We start from the raw sequence: 17,271 nt of genomic DNA, 5'->3' as shown, positions 1-17,271 counted from the left end.
AGGGGCTATGAAACGTGCAGGCTTGATCATGCTCGCTGCGGCACTGACGCTGTTCGCGGCCCCGGCCGACGCCCAGAACAAGCCGGCCGGCAAGGACACCAAGCTGTATTTCATCTGGCCGCGCGACGGCGCCAAGCTCAAGAGCCCGTTCTGGTGCCGCTTCGGGTTGCGCAACATGGGCGTCACCCATGCCGGCGACGACTACCCGAACAGCGGCCATCACCATCTTCTGATCGACGTGAATGAGCCGTTGAACCCGAATGAGCCGATTCCGTCGGACAAGTCTCATCTGCACTTCGGTGCGGGCCAGACCGAGACGCAGCTCGATCTGGCGCCCGGCAAGCACACCTTGCAGTTGGTGCTGGGCGACGCCAAGCACTATCCATTCAGCCCGCCGGTCGTCTCCGAAAAGATCACCATCCGCGTCAGATAGCCCGATACGGATAGCTCCCTTGCGGGAACCGGCGCTTGCGCAAGGCCGCGCCGTGCGGTTTCTTGCGCGCCTGCCGGACAGCGAGATTCGGCGTGGAGGACGTCCGATGTCGTCTCGACTGCTGCGTCTGGCTGGCCTCGTTCTGGGAGTGATTGTCATGGCCACTTCAGCGGATGCCGACGCCTTGAAGGATCAGATCGCGCCGACCGGAAAGCTCCGGGTCGCGATCGCGATCAGCCCGGCCGGCGGCGCGTTCTGGTCGACCAAGACCGAGAACGGCTATGCGGGCGTTCCCGTCGATCTCGGCCGCGAGATGGCGGCGCAACTCGGCATCCCGGTCGAATATGTTGTGCATCAGAATTCCGGCCAGATCACTGACGCGGCGGCCAAGAACACCTGGGATATCACCTTCCTGCCCAAGGATCCCGAGCGCGAGACCAAGATGACGTTCGGGCCGATCTATGAGGTTGCCGACGCCACCTATATCGTCAAGCCCGGCTCGACGATCACGAATTTCGCCACGCTCGACCAGGACGGCGTCAGGGTCGCCGCCGTCAACGCCACCACGACGATGCGCGGCGCGATCGCCCATCTCAAGCACGCCAAGGTCACGGGCTATCAGACCTATGACGAGATCTTCAATCTGCTGAAGAGCGGCGAGATCGACGCGTTCGCATTGTCGCGCGATCAGCTCAATGCGATGGCGAAGAAGATCCCGGGCACGCGCGTGCTGGACGAGACCTTCAAGCAGACCGTCACCGCGGTCGCGGTGCCGCTCAACCATCCGCTCGCCGCGGCCTTCGCCACCAGGTTCATGACGGAGGCGATTGGCAACGGCACGCTGCGTAAGGCCTACGACAACAACGGGCTGAAGGGCGCGCCGGTCCGCACCGAGGTGAAGTGAACTAGCGGTGCCTATCGACTCTTTCTCCGTCACCCTGAGGAGCGCGCAGCGCGTCTCGAAGGGTCGATGGCCACCAGCCGGGCCGTCCATCCTCGAGACGCCGTTCCGCGGCTCCTCCAGCGACAAAGGCGAGGCCTTTGCGCGGGGATGACGGTGATCGAGGGGCGCGCATCCTCTGGGCGACATCTGGGCATCCTGCATAATTCCGCGCCATCGCGTCGCACGGTTCCTGCGCCACCAGCCTAACTCATTGCATTGACAGCGATTTAACGCCAACCGCCAGCGTCGCCGCTTGGCACATCCATTGCTTTTGACTGCACCAGTCAATGACGACTGCCGTCCTCCGGATTGCTTTAGGCCAGTGCTGGCCGAGGCGAGGGGATCAAGGCGCCCGGCCCGGGCGTCTCGAGCAATCGTTGAATCCCCCTCTCCCGGACGAACGAGCATTACAACCAACCCGCGTCGCTTCCGGCAGGCAACCGGCGCGGCCGAATTGCGCAAGGGGATTTTACGAATGGCCTATCTCGCTCCGTCCGAATTCGTCACCAAGATGGTGGATGCCGGGGAATCCAAGATCTTCATGTCGACGCGCGACACCGTGATCCGCGCCTATATGGCCGGCGCGATCCTCGCGCTGGCGGCCTGGTTCGCCGTGACGATCAACGTCAATACGGGTCAGCCGCTGGTCGGCGCACTGCTGTTTCCGGTCGGCTTCGTCATGCTCTATCTGTTGGGCTTCGATCTGTTGACCGGCGTGTTCGTGCTCTCGCCGCTGGCGCTGCTCGACAAGCGTCCCGGCGTCACGCTTGGAGGCGTGCTGCGCAACTGGGCTCTCGTCTTCATCGGCAATTTCGGAGGCGCGCTCACGGTGGCGTTCATGATGGCGTTCGTGACGACGTTCGGCTTCACGCAGGAGCCCGACAAGGTCGGCATGACCATCGGCAACATCGGCGAAGGGCGAACGCTGGGTTATGCGGCGCATGGCGCGGCGGGCATGGCCACGCTGTTCATCCGCGGCATGCTGTGCAACTGGATGGTCTCGACCGGCGTCGTCGGTGCGATGATCTCCACCACGGTGCCCGGCAAGGTGATTGCGATGTGGATGCCGATCCTGGTGTTCTTCTACATGGTGTTCGAGCATTCGGTGGTGAACATGTTCCTGTTCCCGTCCGGACTGATGCTGCATGCGAAGTTTTCGATCATGGACTACCTGATCTGGAACGAGATCCCGACCGTGCTGGGCAATCTCGCCGGCGGCCTCGCCTTCACCGGGCTCACGCTCTACACGACGCATGTGAAGACGGCGCCGAAGCGCCAGCGCCTCGCGGCTTGATCCTGGCCGGCTTATGGGGCTCTCCTGTCGTGGAGGGCCCCATTGCTTTGGGACGGTCGATGCCGCGCGCGCTGAACATATCAGTCGGGCAATTCTCTGATCAGGGCCGCAAGGACGCCAATCAGGACTTCCACGGCGCCTTGATTCCCGACGAGCCGCTGCTCGGCCTGAAGGGCATCGCGGTGGTGCTCGCCGACGGCATCTCCTCGAGCAGCGTCGGCCGCATTGCCGCCGAGTCCGCGGTCAAGAGCTTCCTGACCGACTATTACTGCACCTCGGAATCCTGGTCAGTGAAGAGCTCGGCGCAGCGCGTGCTCGAGGCGACCAATTCCTGGCTGCACGCGCAGACAAGGCGCAGCCAGAATCCCTACGACAAGGACAAGGGTTACGTCTGCACGCTGAGCGCCCTGGTCGTCCGGTCGAACACGGCGCATCTGTTCCATGTCGGCGACTCGAGAATCTACCGCGTCGCCGGCAACAGCCTCGAACAACTGACCAACGACCACCGCGTCGTGATCTCCTCGCAGCAGAGCTATCTCGGCCGTGCGCTCGGTGTGAACCCGCAGCTCGAGATCGACTACCAGGCGCTCCCGCTGGAGCGCGGCGACATCTTCCTGCTGGTGACCGACGGGATCTACGAGCATGTCCCGGCGCGGCAACTGGCGAAGACCATCAAAGACGGCGCCGCCGATCTCGACGCGACAGCGAAGTCGATCGTCGAGCAGGCCTATGAGAACGGCAGCCCGGACAATCTCACCGTGCAGATCGTCCGGATCGACGAATTGCCCGACGGCGATGCCAGCGAGGTGTTCGGCCAGCCGACCGAACTTCCGCTGCCGCCGCTGCTCGACGCAAGGATGCTGTTCGACGGCTATCGCATCGTGCGCGAGCTGCACGCATCACACCGCAGCCACATCTATCTCGCGGTCGACGAGGACAGCGCCACCACGGTCACGATCAAGATCCCCTCGATCGACCTGCGCGACGATCCGGCCTATCTGAAGCGCTTTGTGATGGAGGAGTGGGTCGCTCGGCGGATCGACAGCCCGCATGTGCTGAAGCCGTTTCTGCCGCAGCGCAAGCGCAACTTCCTCTACGTCACGATGGAATATATCGACGGTCAGACCTTGACGCAGTGGATCACGGACAATCCCGCACCGGCGCTGGAGACGGTGCGCGACATCACCGAGCAAATTGCAAGAGGGCTGCGCGCCTTCCACCGCAAGGAGATGCTGCATCAGGACATCAGGCCCGACAACATCATGATCGACAACACCGGCACGGTGAAGATCATCGATTTCGGCTCGACGCGGATCTCGGGTGTCGCCGAGGCGGTGCCGATGGGCGTCGAGGATATTCTGGGCACCCAGCAATACACCGCACCGGAGTATTTTTTGGGCGAGGGCGGCACCGCGCGCTCCGATCTGTTCTCGCTCGGCGTCGTTACCTACCAGATGCTGACGGGACGCTTGCCCTATGGCGCGCAGATCGCGCGCGCACGGACGCGATCCGATTTCAACCGGCTGGTCTACCGACCGGCCGCGCATGGCGGCCGCGACGTCCCGACCTGGGTCGACGGCGCTCTGGAGCGGGCCGTGCACGCCAACCCGCTCAAGCGCTACGAGAGCTTTTCGGAGTTCTTGTTCGACCTGCGCAATCCCAACGCGAAATATCTGGCGACGTCATCGACCCCGCTGATCGAGCGCAACCCGGTGCTGTTCTGGAAGTCGACCACGCTGCTGCTGGCGCTGGTCGTGGTGCTGCTGCTGGCCTACGGTGCGCATCATTTGCGGTAGGGAAAATCAAATCCGCCGGCCTGTGTCACCCTGAGAAGCGCGCTCTTGCGCGCGTCTCCAAGGGTCGACGGCCACGAGCCGGGCCGTGCATCCTTCGAGACGCGCGGAGCCTGTCATCGGGCCGCGCTTTGCGCGGCGATGCCTCGCTAATGCGTCGCGCCGGCGGCGATCGGATCGAGCCCGCTCCTGACCAGCGCGTCGCGCGCATCGGGCGAGGCGAGGAAGCTGATCAGCGCCTTGCCGGCCTCACGCTCCTTTGCAACGGTCGCGATCCCGGCGGAAAACACCGTGATCTTCTGCAACGGCTCCGGCAGTGGGCCGACGATGTCGATGCCGGCGACCGGCTTCAGCTCGGAGATCTGCTGCAGGCCGATCTCGGCCTCGCCCTTGGCCACGATCTCGCCGACCGGGGTCGCCGGGATCATCCGCGCCTTGTCCTTCATCTGATCGGCGATGCCGAGCTTTGCGAACATCTCGGTCGAGACGTAGACGCCGCTGGCGCTGTCGGAATAGGCGACCGATTTCGCCGCCAGCAGCGCCTGCTTGACGGTGTCGGCCGAGCCGATGTCCGGCTTCGCCGCGCCGGATTTCACCGCGATCCCGATCGGCGACTTCACGAGGTCGACGCGGCTATCAGCCATCACCTTGCCCTGCTTGACGAGGTCGCCGAGCGCATAGCCGACCATGATCAGCACGTCGGCCGGCTCGCCGCGCTCCAGCCGCACCGGAATGGCATTGGTCGTGGTGCCCATCGACGGCCCGAAAGCGGTCACCACCCTGTGTCCTGTCTTGTGCTCGAACTCCGGTACCAGCGCCTTGTAGGCCGCGGTCAGCCCGCCCGAGATCATGACATGGACTTCGGCGGCGGATACGGCTGAGGTGAAGGCGAGGGCGCCGATGACGGCGAGCGTGAGGGCACGGAAGGCGGTGGCGGCTCGCATGGAGTTTCTCCCTGGACGATTCTTGGGAAGCGGGTCGTCGTGGCCGGGGAGACTACTGCGCGAGAGGATATGTGGCTAGCCGTCCCGCGTCATTGCGAGCCAACGGGTCGCGCGTACGCGCGCCCGATGACAGGCTCCGCGACGAAGCAATCCATCGCTCCACGCGCGTGGAGCGATGGATTGCTTCGTCGCGGAGCCTGTCATCCGGCGGCGCTTTGCGCCGACCGGGTGGCTCCTCGCAATGACGGGGAAAGACCGCCGTGATCCCCTCACGAATTCACATGCACGAAATCGCGCAGCAGCGGGTAGATTTCGTTGTTCCAGCGTTTGCCGGAAAACACGCCGTAATGGCCGACGCCGGCCTGCATGTGATGCACCTTGCGATAGGTTCGAACCCCGGTGCAGAGGTCTTGCGCGGCGAGCGTCTGGCCGATCGAGCAGATGTCGTCCTTCTCGCCTTCCACCGTCATCAGCCCCATGCGCCGGATTGCCGCCGGGTTCACCGGGCGGCCGCGATGCATCAGCATGCCCTGTGGCAACAGATGCTCCTGGAAGACGTCGCGCACCGTCTCGATGTAAAACTCCGCCGGCAGGTCCATGACCGCGAAATATTCGTCGTAGAACGTCTTGATCACCTCGGCCTTGGCGGTCTCGCCCTTGGCGAGATGGTCGGCGAGATCGATATGCTGCTTGATGTGTCGCTCCAGGTTCATCGACACGAACGCCGTGAGCTGCACGAAGCCGGGATAGACCTGACGCAACGCGCCCTTGCACTGCATCGGAACGTAATTGATCAGATTGTCCTCGAACCACTTGATCGGCTTGCTCTTGGCAAATTCGTTCACCTTGGTCGGCTGGATCCGTGTGTCGATCGGCCCGGCCATCAAGGTCAGCGAGGCCGGCCGCGCCGGATGATTGTCTTCCGACATGATCGCGGCGGCCGCCAGCGCCGACACCGAGGGCTGGCAGATCGCCACCATATGCGCGCGCGGGCCGAGCTGGCCGAGGAAGTCGATCAGATGGTCGGTGTAGTCCTCGAGCCCGAAGCGGCCCTCCTTGCGCGGGATGTCGCGCGGGTTGTGCCAGTCGGTGATGTAGACGTCGTGGTCCTGCAGCAGCGTCTTCACGGTGCCGCGCAGCAGCGTGGCGAAATGGCCGGACATCGGCGCCACCAGCAAGAGCCGCGGCTGTTCCGGTCCGTCCACCTTCCTGAAATGCAGCAGCGAGCCGAACGGCGTCGCATAGGCGACCTCCTCGGTGACCTCATATTCCCTGTTGCCGGAGGTGACGCTGCCGATGGCGTAGTCGGGACGGGCGTAGGTCAGGGTGGAGCGCGAGATCAGCTCGAGCGCCGCCGCGAGCCGGCCGTACATCCGGTCGGTGGCGCCCTGCGGCACCAGATTGAGGTATTTCAGCGCCGCCGCGGCCCCGGTCCGCCATGGCGCCGTGAGGTCCATGTGGTTCTGATAGGCTTGGTACAGCATTGACATCATACGCATCCGCCCTTGGCCGGGCTTGCCATGCAATATCGACGCCAGAGGCGGGGCTGGCCGCCCGACAAATTGGCACGTGGCTTGCTGCAAAAACCGATGGCGCCGGGTGCGCGGCGGCTGAACCGGCGCGCGATGTCCGGGAGCTGAGGGCGCGTTCAGGCGTGAGGGACCGATATGGCGAAAGCGACACTCACCATCAGCAGCAAGAATTACTCCTCCTGGTCGCTGCGCGGCTGGCTGCTGGCCAAATTCGCCGGGCTCGAGTTCGAGGAGGTGGTCACCGCGCCCGACGACCCGTCCGCCCGCGCCGAGCTACTGCTGCTGTCGTCCTCGATCCTGGTGCCGTGCCTGCGCCACGACGGTGCGACGGTCTGGGACACGCTGGCGATCGGCGAGTATCTCAACGAGCTCATGCCGCATGCCGGGTTGTTGCCGGAAGACCGGATCCGGCGCGCGCATTGCCGTTCGATCTCGGGCGAAATCCATTCCGGCTTCACCACGCTGCGGTCGTCGCTGCCGGTCAATCTCAAGGGCCATTTCCCCGGCTTCAAGATCTGGTCGCGGGCGCAGGCCGACATCGACCGCGTCTGCACCATCTGGCGCGATTGCCTCGGCGCGTCAGGCGGTCCGTTCCTGTTCGGCGAACGCCGCACCATGGCGGACGCGATGTATGCGCCGGTCGTGACCCGCTTCATGACCTATGACGTCAAGCTCGAGCCTGCGCTTGCGGTGTATGCCAGCACCATCATGACGATGCCCGAGATGCAGGAATGGATCGAGGCCGCGAAGGCGGAGCCGGCCGACGTCGAGGAGCTTGAGGTCGAATATTAGGCAGCGCCCGGGCCGGCCTGCCTGCATCGGCGGCTCAAGCACGAGGCAAGCCTTGCTCAATGGACGTGCCGTCGGCACCGGGCACAGGCCAAGCGCGACGGATGCGCGCGACGGCCACTGAGGCGCAAATTCGCGCCTCGCTCCAAATGCTTCCGCGGCGATATCAGCGCATGGCGAGGCGGTTCGCCGCAGCCCAACCCGGCTGGCAAGGATTTCGCATGGCAATGACCGAGCTGTGACCGCGACGATGCGACGCTGCCGAAAATTTGGACGCTGAGCCGCGCCGCGATCTCGCGAACACGAGAACCGTGGAGGCTTGAAATGAACCAGCACGCCGTCGTCAGCAAATTCTCCCACGTCAAACCCGGTGACACCGAGTTCAAGGGCGGGGGTCTGCGCGACTTCTTCCTGTATCGCGATCTTGGCATCGCCGATGCCACCAGCGGGCAGGTGATCTGCCACCTGGTCAAGGCCAATCCCGACATGCCGCCGGAGCAGGGCACCGGCTGGCACAAGCATCTGTGCGATTTTCAGATCGTCATCATGACCAAGGGCTGGGCGCGGTTCATGTACGAGGACAAGGAGACGCTGGTCGAGGCCGGCGACGTCATCCATCAGCGCCCGGGCATCACCCACTACCTGTTCGATTACTCGAAGGACATGGAATACCTCGAGATCGTGAGCCCCGCCGATTTCAAGACCGTGGACGTGCCGCCGGCGACCGAAACGGTGCCGCCGATCACGCCGTGGAAATGATCGCCAGGGGGACGGAGAGGAGGGATCGCAATGTCGTCTGCGGAGGAGTTAACCTTTGTTATCGGCCGCTGGCTGCGGCCGATCGTCATGCTTCTGTATGTGGTGCGCAGCCTCGGGCTGATGACCACATCTAGCCGTGAACAACGCAGTACGCTGCTCGATCAATGATTCGGACGCGGTTCGTTCCACCCGCGTTCCAAATCTTAAGACACGGCGCGCGCGCGTCGCGTTTTGAAACAGCGCGCGCCGATGCCGGCCTCAGGCGATGCCCGCCTGCTTCTCGCGCGGCATCCGCCAGGCGATGACGTTGGCTTCCAGCGCGCCGCCGGTGGTGTCATTGCGCCACTGGCCGTTGACGAAGCGGCAGGCGAACGGCAGCTGATACGTTCCGCTATGATCCTCACAAAGCACTTCCACGCGCTGTTCCGGCGAAGGTTCGCCATTGCCATCGAATTGCGCCAACCGTTTTTCGCGCGTTGCCATGCGATCTGTCTCCACTGCCCAAGGTCGAGCCAAAAGGGGTCGAACCAAACAAGTTCCGAAGCCCCCGTCCCCACGAGTGGTCCCCGTAATGGGTGAAGCACACCGCTTGAATGCGGTTTCAGTGTGGTATGTCTGCCTTGCTTTCAGCGTCGCGAGCACAAAACTGTGAATGACGCATTTGCCTGGAGACGCCGATGACCGCTCGTTTTGTTCTCGTCTTGCTGGCGCCGCTTGCACTCGGCGTCGCCGCAACCGCGCATGCGCAGGACGTTCCCGGCATCGAGATCTGCACCGTCGAGAAAACCATGGAGCGGCGCACGAGCTGTCTGCAGAGCAATGTCGATTTCCTGCAGAAGACGATCAACAAGCTCACATCGGATCATCAGCAGAAGCTCGACGCCGCCAACCGCCAGATCGCGAGCTTGCAGAAGCTCGTCACCGATCTGCGGGCCGAGCAGGTCAAGCTGACCGAGGATATGAAGAAGAAGGCCGACGCGCCGTCGGCGAAGGATGCCGCGCCCGCCGCGAAGGACGGGACGAAGTAGCAAAGGTCGATCTGCGAATTGTCTTCACCTCTCCCGCTTGCTGGCAGGGCAATCGCATATGATTTTTCTGCACCGTCACGCCCGGGACAAGCCCGGGCATGACGAGTTTGTGGGAACATCGATCGCCTCAAGCTCCCAGATGCGATTGCCCAACGCAAGTGGGAGAGGGGGTGCACTCCCTTCGCGGCGCGGCTCGACTCACGCCACCCGATACTGCTCCATCACGTCGCGATCCGGCTCGTAGCCGAGGCCGGGGCCCTGCGGCACGGCGACATGGCCGTTGGCGTCGACGTCGACGCGGTCGCCCCACAGGCAGGCGGGACGCTTCATGAAGAACACCTCGATCAGCCCCGCGTCGCGGATCGCCATCAGATGCAGCGTGGCGAGGAAGCCCGGCCCGAAATAGGGCGAGTGCGGAATCACCTGGACGCCGAACTCGTCAGCGAGGACGGCAACCCTCAGGAATTCCGTGATGCCGCCGACCTTGATCACCGAGGGCTGCGCGTGACTGACCGCGCCCGCGGTCATCATCTGGCGGAATTGATGCACGGTGCAGGCGTTCTCTCCGGCCGCGATATCGAGTCGGCCTTCTCTGCGCACCTCGGCGAGCGTCGCAAAATCCTCCGGCGGCCAGACCGGCTCCTCCAGGAACAGCGGCGCGGCCTGCTTGCAGTCGCGCGCGAACTGGATCGCCGCGGGTCCGTCCAGCGGGCAGTTCATGTCGACCATCAGCGGCACGCCGGGGCCGATGGCCTCGCGCGCGGCGGCCACCGCAGGCACGGCGGTCTCGTGCAGCTTGATCGCGGAATAGCCCAGCTTGATCGCCTTCTTGCATTCGGCGGCGATATGCGCCGGATTGCCGATCCGCATCAGGCTGGCGTAGGCCGGGATCGTGCTCCGCTTCGCGCCGCCGATCAGTTGATGCAGCGGTACGCCCTTCACCTTGCCGGCGAGATCCCACAGCGCGATGTCGAGCGCCGAGATCGCAAACATCGTGATGCCGTAGCGGCCGAACAGATGCAGGTTGCGCTGGATCTGCTCCATCGCGGCGGGGATGCTGGCGGCGTCGGGCACCTCGAGACCGCGGGCCTGCGGCGCGATCATCTCGGCCACCGCCGTGCAGCTCGTCTTCGGGCAGACATAGGCGAAGGCGTCGCCCCAGCCGGTGAGGCCGGCATCGGTCGAAACCTCGACCAGCACCATGTCGAGCGCCGAGATCGCGGAAGCTCCCTGGCGAAAGCTCGCGGGCCCGGCGTCATAGGGAATGCGGATATGGTGGGCGCGGACGTCGGTGATTTTCATTGTTGTTGTCCTTCCGATCGCAGGATGTACCTGGAATTCGTGGTGGCCGGACACTTGAGCCTGAAGAACGGCGTCGCTTCGGCTGGTCTGGGTTCCGGCCATCGCAAATCTTGCTTGTAACGAGTCTTGCTTGCGACAAGTCTTGCTCGTGAATCATGTCGAAGACGTGGATGCCCGGCGCGCGGCCGGGCATCACGAACCGCAAAGCTGTGGAGGAAAGCCCTCAACTGCTCTTCTCGCCGCTCATGATGGGGCCGAACCGCTCCCAGCTCTCGCCCTTGAAGCGCATCATCTGCAGCTGCTCGATCGGCGCATAGTCGTCCGGCCCGGTCTTGATCTTGGTGCCGGGCAGATAGATGCCGATCTCGAAGTTGAGGCTGGCCGCCTGCTTCATCAGGTTTTCGCGGGTAAGATTGTCGCCGCATTGCCGCAGCACCTGCTCGAGCCCCTTGGCGACACCATAGCCGAATACGGTCGCGGCGTCGTCGAGGTCGCCTTCAGGATACCACTTGGTCATGAAGGCGCGCCACTCGGTCATCGCCGGATCGGTCTTCCACTCGGTGTCCTTGGGGTCCTTGAGATACGCCGTGGACAGCACGCCCTGGCTCGCTTCATAGCCGGCCGGCTTCATCACGCCGCCGATCGAGCCGGAGACGTTGGTCAGGAACTGCACCGGATGCCAGTCGAGCTCGGCGGCTTTCTTGATGGCCTGCGCCGCGAATTTCGGCGTTGCAATGTTGACGAAGATGTCGGGGTTGGCGCCCTTGATCTGCACGATCTGCGAATCCACCGTCGGTGACGAGGTCTCGTAGGAGGATTCGACGACGATCAGCTTCTTGGCCTGGTCGCCGAGCCCGTCGTGCAGGCCGATCAGATAGTCCTTGCCGAAATCGTCGTTCTGATAGAGCACGCCGATGGTCTTGCCCGGATAGTTCTGCAGAATGTACTTGGCATAGATACGCGCCTCGACCTGGTAGCTCGGCTGCCAGCCCATGGTCCACGGGAAGTTCTTCGGATCGTTCCACTTGGCCGCGCCGGTGGAGACGAACAGCTGCGGCACCTTCTTGGCGTTCATGTATTTCTGGATCGCGGTATTGCCCGGCGTGCCCAGCGGATTGAAGATCAGGAGCACCTCGTCGCTCTCGACCAGCTTGCGGGCCTGCTCGACCATCTTCGGCGGCGAGTAGGCGTCATCGTAGGAGATGAAGTTGACCTTGCGGCCGTTGATGCCGCCTTCGCTGTTGAGCTTGTTGAAATAGGCGGCTTCGGTCTTGCCGATCGTGGCGTAGGCCGACGCCGGACCGGAATAGGGCATGATGTTGCCGACCTTGATCTCCGTGTCGGTTGCGCCCGGATCGTATTTCTTCTGCGCGTTGGCTGCGCTTGCGAAGGCGATCGTCAGAAGCCCCGCAAGCGCCGCGGACTTGACGCAGTTGGCATAGCTCAAGCGTTGGTGGTGCATCATTGTCCTCCCTGACATGCTGGCCGCGGCTCTTGCAGTCTTGATTATCGGGCAGCTTGGTGAGCCGTCGGATCGATGCGTCGGCGAGTATGCACGATTGCAACATTGTTGCCAGCGACGGCTTTGCGGGTAAATTTCCGTGGAGCGGAACCGCAGTTTCGCCGCCGGGCAGCAAGGACTGTCAAATGTCGCGCGCGGCAGCCGTGCATGATGGCCGAGCTTTGCAGGAAAGCCGCGATCCATGAATCCAGCCCAGAAGGCGCTCTGGTACATCGAAAGCCATCTCGGCGCGCCGCTGACGCTCGACGAGATTGCCGCCGTTGCGGGCGTCTCGCGCTTCCATCTGGTGCGGGCGTTCGCGGAGGCGACCGGGTTCTCGGTGATGCGTTATGTGCGGGCGCGGCGGCTCAGCGAAGCCGCGCGCCAGCTCGCGGCCGGCGCGCCCGATATTCTCAGCCTCGCGCTGGATGCGGATTACGGCTCCCACGAAGCATTCACCCGCGCGTTTCGCGACCATTTCGGCGTCACGCCCGAGACGGTGCGCGCGACAACGTGCCTGACGAAGCTCAATCTCCAGGAGCCGATCACCATGATCTCGACAGCTCTCGATCACATCGATCCGCCGCGCATTGCCACCGGAAAGGCGTTCCTCGTCGCTGGCATCGGCGAGCGTTACAACCACGGCAATGGCAGCGATGCCGGCATTCCGAAGCAGTGGCAGAGCTTCCACCAGCAATGTGCGCATATCCCCCGTCAGGTCGGCAACATCGCCTATGGCGTCTGCTGCAACGGCGACGATGCCGGCAATTTCGATTACATCGCCGGCGTCGAGGTCGCCGATTTCTCCGACCTGCCGCGCGAGTTCGCGCGCGTCCGGATTCCCGAGCAGAAATACGTCGTGTTCACCCACGCCGACCACATCTCGACCATCCGCCGCACCGTCAACACGATCTGGAATCGCTGGCTGCCGCAATCCGGCATGAAGGTCGCGGACGCGCCGAACTTCGAGCGCTACGACGAGAAGTTCGACGCAAGCACCGGCAATGGCGGGCTGGAGATCTGGGTGCCGGTGAAGGAGTAGCGGGCGCCGGTGCAGCAAAACCCTGGTGTCGTCCCTGCTTTCGTAGCGACGACATCGCCTCTGTTGCTCGCGAGTGGTTAGATCAATGCGATCTTGCCAGGCAGAATGCGACGACCTCTTCCAGCGCCGTCTTCATCGGCGAGGGCGGGAACAGCGCCAGCGCGTCGACCGCCATCGCGCCGTAGTGCTGGGCGCGGCTGATGGTGTCTTCGAGGGCGCGGTGCTTGGTCATCAGCCCGATCGCGTGATCGAGGTCGGCCGATCCGATCTCGCCACGCTCCAGCGCGCGGATCCAGAACTTGCGTTCGGTATCATTGCCGCGGCGGAAGGCGAGCACCACCGGGAGCGTGATCTTGCCCTCGCGGAAATCGTCGCCGACATTCTTGCCGAGTTTCGCGGATTTGCCGCCATAGTCGAGCACGTCGTCGACGAGCTGGAAGGCGATGCCGAGATTCATGCCGACAGAGCGGCACGCGGTCTGCTCGGCCTTCGGACGGTTGGCGATCACGGGGCCGACCTCGCAGGCCGCGGCGAACAGCTCCGCCGTCTTGCCGCGGATCACGGCGAGATATTCGTCCTCGGTGGTCGCGGTGTTCTTGGCGGCGGCAAGCTGCATCACCTCGCCCTCGGCGATGGTGGCGGCGGCGGCGGAGAGGATGTCGAGCGCGCGGAGCGAGCCGACCTCGACCATCATCCGGAACGCCTGGCCGAGCAGGAAGTCGCCGACCAGCACGCTGGCCTCGTTGCCCCACAGCATCCGCGCGGACAATTTGCCGCGGCGCAGCTCGCTCTCGTCGACCACGTCGTCATGCAGCAGGGTCGCGGTGTGCATGAACTCGACCGCGGCGGCGAGCTTGATATGGCCGTCGCCGGAATAGTCGGCGAGCTGGGCCATCGCCAGCGTCAGCATCGGGCGCAGCCGCTTGCCCCCGGAGGAGATCAGGTGGTTGGCGACCTCGGGGATCATGGTGACCTCGGAGCCGGTCCGCGAAAGGATCGTCGCGTTGACGCGCTCCATGTCGGCGGCGACGAGTCCCACCAGCCCGTCGATCGAAGCATTGGACGGGCTTTCGAAGGGTACAATAACCGCCACGCTGGTCTCCAATTTTGCCGAATACGCACTATGCTCAGCTATAACAATAGAAACTGCGCGGTGCAGCGGCAAGGCCATCAAGTTATTGACATGTGGCGCAAGTGCCGCACAGCCGGGGTGACAGGAGAGCGTATTTTGCGGGAATTGGTACGGACCAATGACATGGTGCTGGTCTCCGCCATCGGCGCGCTGCTCGACAGCGCTAACATCCACCATCTGGTGCTGGACCAGAACATGAGCATCATCGAGGGCTCGCTCGGCGTGCTGCCGCGGCGGATTTTGGTGCATGAGGACGACAACCACGAGGCCCGCCAGCTCCTGACCGATGCCGGCCTCGGCCACGAATTGCGGGCCGATGACTAGAGCGTTTTCAAGCGAAATGGACCCCGGTTCGCGTGAAGAAAACGCGTCAAAAAAGGAGTCTCCGGACGCCGGGATCACCGAAGACGGATTCCTCGGCGGCCAATTGCGCCTGCGGCAATCCCGCAGCGGCCACCGCGCCGGCCATGACGCGATCCTGCTCGCCGCGGCGACGCCGGCTCGATCAGGCGACCGCGTCGTCGATCTCGGCTCCGGCGTCGGCGCGGCCGGACTGGCCGTGGCGCGTCGGGTGAGGGGGATCGATCTCGTTCTGGTCGAAATCGACCCGGCCCTGGCTGAGCTTGCGCGGAATAATGCCGGCACCAACGCGATCATGGCAGAGGTGATCGTGCTTGATGTCGAAGCCGGTGCCGCAGCCTTCGATGATTCCGGCCTCGGGCCCGATAGCGCTGACGTCGTGCTGATGAACCCGCCGTTCAACGATCCGTCGCGGCACCGCGCCTCGCCGGACGGCGTGCGCGAGCGCGCCCATGTCGCGACCGCGACCACGCTGGCCGGCTGGGTTCACGCGGCGCGGCGGATTCTCAAGTCGAACGGGCAGCTTGCGCTGATCTGGCGGGCCGACGGCATTGCCGAGGTGCTGGCCGCGCTGGACCGCGGTTTTGGCAGCCTCGAGATCCTGCCGGTTCACGGCGACGGGACGTCGCCGGCAATCCGAATCCTGGTGCGGGCGACCAAGGGCGGCCGGGCACCGACGCGGCTGCATGCCGCACTGCTGCTCAATGAAGAGTCAGGCGTGCCCAATAAATGGGTGCAGGAGGTTCTGGCTGGGAAGGGGGAATTGCCGCTGGCGCGGCGCTAGCGGGCAGGACGCTGCCCACGTCGTCAGAGGCACTAAATCACTGCGAAGCCGTTTCCGACTGGCGGTCCGGCGTGGACGTGAAGTGGATCGCCGCCAGGAGTGTACCGATCAGCAAAATCAGCAGATAGATTTTCATGAGTCCCTCTCCGCCCGCGCATTGCAGCCCCAATGACAAAATGCAAAACGCGTTCCACGGATTCCAATGACAGTGGCGTGATAAAAAGTGGTTAATTCGAGGTAACGGCATGAGTGAACAAAGAAGTGATCACGCTGGACGTTCGGGACTGCTCGAACGCGTGCAGGCAATGTTGCCGGCGCGCTTCAGGCGCGGCGCGGCCGTCGTGCCGGTGGTGCGGCTGGCAGGCGTGATCGGCGCGGTGACACCGCTGCGGCCCGGCATGACACTCTCCGGCGTCGCCAAGATGCTGGAGCGCGCCTTTGGTACGCGGAATGCCAAGGCGGTGGCGCTGGTGATCAATTCGCCGGGCGGCTCGCCGGTGCAGTCGCGGCAGATCTATTTGCGCATCCGGCAACTCGCCGCCGAGAAGAAGCTGCCGGTGTTGGTGTTCGTCGAGGACGTCGCGGCCTCCGGCGGCTACATGATCGCCTGCGCGGGCGATGAGATCTATTGCGACCCGTCCTCGATCCTCGGCTCGATCGGCGTGGTCGGCGGCAGCTTTGGCCTGGAGGGACTGATCAAGAAGATCGGGGTCGAGCGCCGGCTCTATACGGCGGGCAGCCACAAGGCGATGCTCGATCCGTTCCTTCCCGAGAACCCCGATGACGTCGCCCGGCTCAAGGCGATCCAGCGCGAGATCCATGCGATCTTCATCACACTGGTCAAGCAGAGCCGCGGCAGCCGTCTCAAGGGCGCCGACGACGTGCTGTTCACCGGCGAATACTGGGCCGGCGATACCGCGATCGGTCTCGGGCTCGCCGATGGCATCGGCGACATCCGCTCCACGCTGCGGGCCCGCTATGGCGACAAGGTGCTGACCCCGGTGATTGCGCCGGCCAGCGGCTTGCTGTCCGGCCTGCTCGGCCGGCGGGCGCCGGGGGCGGGGTCGCTGGCGGCGCTGGATGGACTGGCCGCGCTGCCGGACGAGGTGATCTCGGCGCTGGAAACCCGTGCGATTTGGGCCAGATTCGGGCTGTGAACACAGGGATGTGAGCGCGCCATTTAGCCCCAAAACCGCGATTGCGGCGCAGGCCGCCTTGCGCGAGAATACCTGCCATTGGGGGCCTGACAGACGTGAACGACAAGGATCGACCGATGCCGCCGCTGATTGCATTCGCAGGCGTCTTGGGAAGCTTGGCCGTGGTCCGCTGGGCGTACAAGACGGCGGTCCGGATCAACCAGGAACTCGAAGAGGCGCGATTGTCCCGCGTGGCCGAGGCCACCCGCGCGGGCGAAATCAAGACCCTGCGCCGCGACCCCGTGACCGGAGCCTATCGCCCGGGCTAGATATCGCCCGTCATTCCGGGGCTATGCGAAGCATCGAACCCGGAATCTCGAGATTCCGGGTTCGCCTCTCCGAGGCGCCCGGGAATGACGTCCAGCATTCCGGCATCGCCTTGATTCCATTGGCTGCCGCCGATACGGTCCCGCGCGCCTCACACCCCCTCGCGAGATCG

At 64.2% G+C, this 17,271-nt stretch carries 19 protein-coding genes; 13 read left to right on the top strand and 6 right to left on the bottom strand.

Annotated elements, in window-relative coordinates; all coding sequences use genetic code 11:
- The first annotated feature begins 7 nt into the window (after nt 1-7).
- The 4 genes from E2I15_RS20885 to E2I15_RS20870 all read left to right on the top strand — a co-directional run bounded on the left by E2I15_RS20885 (nt 8) and on the right by E2I15_RS20870 (nt 4,466).
- Nucleotides 8-433 carry a DUF4399 domain-containing protein gene (locus E2I15_RS20885; protein WP_137480429.1) on the top strand — a complete coding sequence of 142 codons (426 nt, stop codon included), beginning with the start codon at nt 8-10 and terminating at the stop codon, nt 431-433.
- A 157-nt stretch (nt 434-590) separates the two neighbouring features.
- Entirely contained in the window at nt 591-1,337 is a 747-nt protein-coding gene (locus E2I15_RS20880) for a transporter substrate-binding domain-containing protein (protein ID WP_137480431.1), read from the top strand.
- A 514-nt stretch (nt 1,338-1,851) separates the two neighbouring features.
- Complete coding sequence (locus E2I15_RS20875) at nt 1,852-2,670, top strand: formate/nitrite transporter family protein (protein ID WP_137480433.1); 819 nt, start codon at nt 1,852-1,854, stop codon at nt 2,668-2,670.
- Nucleotides 2,671-2,729: 59 nt separating this feature from the next.
- Nucleotides 2,730-4,466, top strand: a complete 1,737-nt coding sequence (locus E2I15_RS20870) for a bifunctional protein-serine/threonine kinase/phosphatase (protein WP_137480435.1) — start codon at nt 2,730-2,732, stop codon at nt 4,464-4,466.
- A 146-nt stretch (nt 4,467-4,612) separates the two neighbouring features.
- Here the strand turns inward: E2I15_RS20870 and E2I15_RS20865 are convergent, their stop codons facing one another.
- Nucleotides 4,613-5,407: a substrate-binding domain-containing protein gene (locus E2I15_RS20865; RefSeq protein WP_137480437.1), complete on the bottom strand. Its 795-nt coding sequence runs from the start codon at nt 5,405-5,407 to the stop codon at nt 4,613-4,615.
- Nucleotides 5,408-5,676: 269 nt separating this feature from the next.
- Nucleotides 5,677-6,900 carry a polyhydroxyalkanoate depolymerase gene (locus E2I15_RS20860; RefSeq protein WP_137480439.1) on the bottom strand — a complete coding sequence of 408 codons (1,224 nt, stop codon included), beginning with the start codon at nt 6,898-6,900 and terminating at the stop codon, nt 5,677-5,679.
- A 174-nt stretch (nt 6,901-7,074) separates the two neighbouring features.
- Between E2I15_RS20860 and E2I15_RS20855 the strand changes: the two genes are divergently transcribed.
- The 3 genes from E2I15_RS20855 (at nt 7,075) to E2I15_RS38795 (ending at nt 8,655) form a co-directional block, all read left to right on the top strand.
- Nucleotides 7,075-7,731: a glutathione S-transferase gene (locus E2I15_RS20855; protein ID WP_137480441.1), complete on the top strand. Its 657-nt coding sequence runs from the start codon at nt 7,075-7,077 to the stop codon at nt 7,729-7,731.
- A 321-nt stretch (nt 7,732-8,052) separates the two neighbouring features.
- Nucleotides 8,053-8,487 (top strand): cupin domain-containing protein, encoded by a 435-nt coding sequence (locus E2I15_RS20850; protein ID WP_016848368.1) that lies wholly within the window; start codon nt 8,053-8,055, stop codon nt 8,485-8,487.
- A 30-nt stretch (nt 8,488-8,517) separates the two neighbouring features.
- Nucleotides 8,518-8,655, top strand: a complete 138-nt coding sequence (locus tag E2I15_RS38795) for a hypothetical protein (RefSeq protein ID WP_016848367.1) — start codon at nt 8,518-8,520, stop codon at nt 8,653-8,655.
- 90 nt (nt 8,656-8,745) lie between these two features.
- Here the strand turns inward: E2I15_RS38795 and E2I15_RS20845 are convergent, their stop codons facing one another.
- Nucleotides 8,746-8,970 (bottom strand): hypothetical protein, encoded by a 225-nt coding sequence (locus E2I15_RS20845; protein ID WP_137480443.1) that lies wholly within the window; start codon nt 8,968-8,970, stop codon nt 8,746-8,748.
- 194 nt (nt 8,971-9,164) lie between these two features.
- Between E2I15_RS20845 and E2I15_RS20840 the strand changes: the two genes are divergently transcribed.
- A complete protein-coding gene (locus E2I15_RS20840; RefSeq protein ID WP_137480444.1) occupies nt 9,165-9,515 on the top strand; it encodes a hypothetical protein in 351 nt (116 codons plus the stop codon).
- A gap of 198 nt (nt 9,516-9,713) precedes the next feature.
- Here E2I15_RS20840 and E2I15_RS20835 read toward each other — a convergent pair whose 3' ends face one another.
- Nucleotides 9,714-10,817: a mandelate racemase/muconate lactonizing enzyme family protein gene (locus E2I15_RS20835; RefSeq protein WP_137480446.1), complete on the bottom strand. Its 1,104-nt coding sequence runs from the start codon at nt 10,815-10,817 to the stop codon at nt 9,714-9,716.
- 223 nt (nt 10,818-11,040) lie between these two features.
- Complete coding sequence (locus E2I15_RS20830) at nt 11,041-12,282, bottom strand: ABC transporter substrate-binding protein (protein ID WP_137480448.1); 1,242 nt, start codon at nt 12,280-12,282, stop codon at nt 11,041-11,043.
- A 238-nt stretch (nt 12,283-12,520) separates the two neighbouring features.
- On the opposite strand from E2I15_RS20830, the gene E2I15_RS20825 reads away from it, so the two are divergent.
- On the top strand, nt 12,521-13,360 hold the full coding sequence (locus E2I15_RS20825; RefSeq protein WP_137480449.1) for an AraC family transcriptional regulator: 840 nt from the start codon (nt 12,521-12,523) through the stop codon (nt 13,358-13,360).
- Nucleotides 13,361-13,442: 82 nt separating this feature from the next.
- Here E2I15_RS20825 and E2I15_RS20820 read toward each other — a convergent pair whose 3' ends face one another.
- Entirely contained in the window at nt 13,443-14,453 is a 1,011-nt protein-coding gene (locus E2I15_RS20820) for a polyprenyl synthetase family protein (RefSeq protein ID WP_026193158.1), read from the bottom strand.
- A gap of 135 nt (nt 14,454-14,588) precedes the next feature.
- On the opposite strand from E2I15_RS20820, the gene E2I15_RS20815 reads away from it, so the two are divergent.
- The 4 genes from E2I15_RS20815 to E2I15_RS20800 all read left to right on the top strand — a co-directional run bounded on the left by E2I15_RS20815 (nt 14,589) and on the right by E2I15_RS20800 (nt 17,101).
- Nucleotides 14,589-14,816 carry a putative signal transducing protein gene (locus tag E2I15_RS20815; protein WP_026193157.1) on the top strand — a complete coding sequence of 76 codons (228 nt, stop codon included), beginning with the start codon at nt 14,589-14,591 and terminating at the stop codon, nt 14,814-14,816.
- 16 nt (nt 14,817-14,832) lie between these two features.
- Nucleotides 14,833-15,636: a tRNA1(Val) (adenine(37)-N6)-methyltransferase gene (locus E2I15_RS20810; RefSeq protein ID WP_137480626.1), complete on the top strand. Its 804-nt coding sequence runs from the start codon at nt 14,833-14,835 to the stop codon at nt 15,634-15,636.
- Between the two features lie 245 nt (nt 15,637-15,881).
- Nucleotides 15,882-16,793, top strand: a complete 912-nt coding sequence (locus E2I15_RS20805; protein WP_137480451.1) for a S49 family peptidase — start codon at nt 15,882-15,884, stop codon at nt 16,791-16,793.
- 116 nt (nt 16,794-16,909) lie between these two features.
- Nucleotides 16,910-17,101, top strand: coding sequence for a hypothetical protein (locus E2I15_RS20800; RefSeq protein WP_026193154.1), 192 nt, complete (start codon nt 16,910-16,912; stop codon nt 17,099-17,101).
- Nucleotides 17,102-17,271: the final 170 nt, after the last annotated feature.

Origin of the sequence: Bradyrhizobium sp. BR2003 (assembly GCF_009720285.1) — a bacterium.
GTDB lineage: Bacteria > Pseudomonadota > Alphaproteobacteria > Rhizobiales > Xanthobacteraceae > Bradyrhizobium > Bradyrhizobium elkanii.
This window is presented reverse-complemented; position numbering and strand designations above follow the sequence as displayed.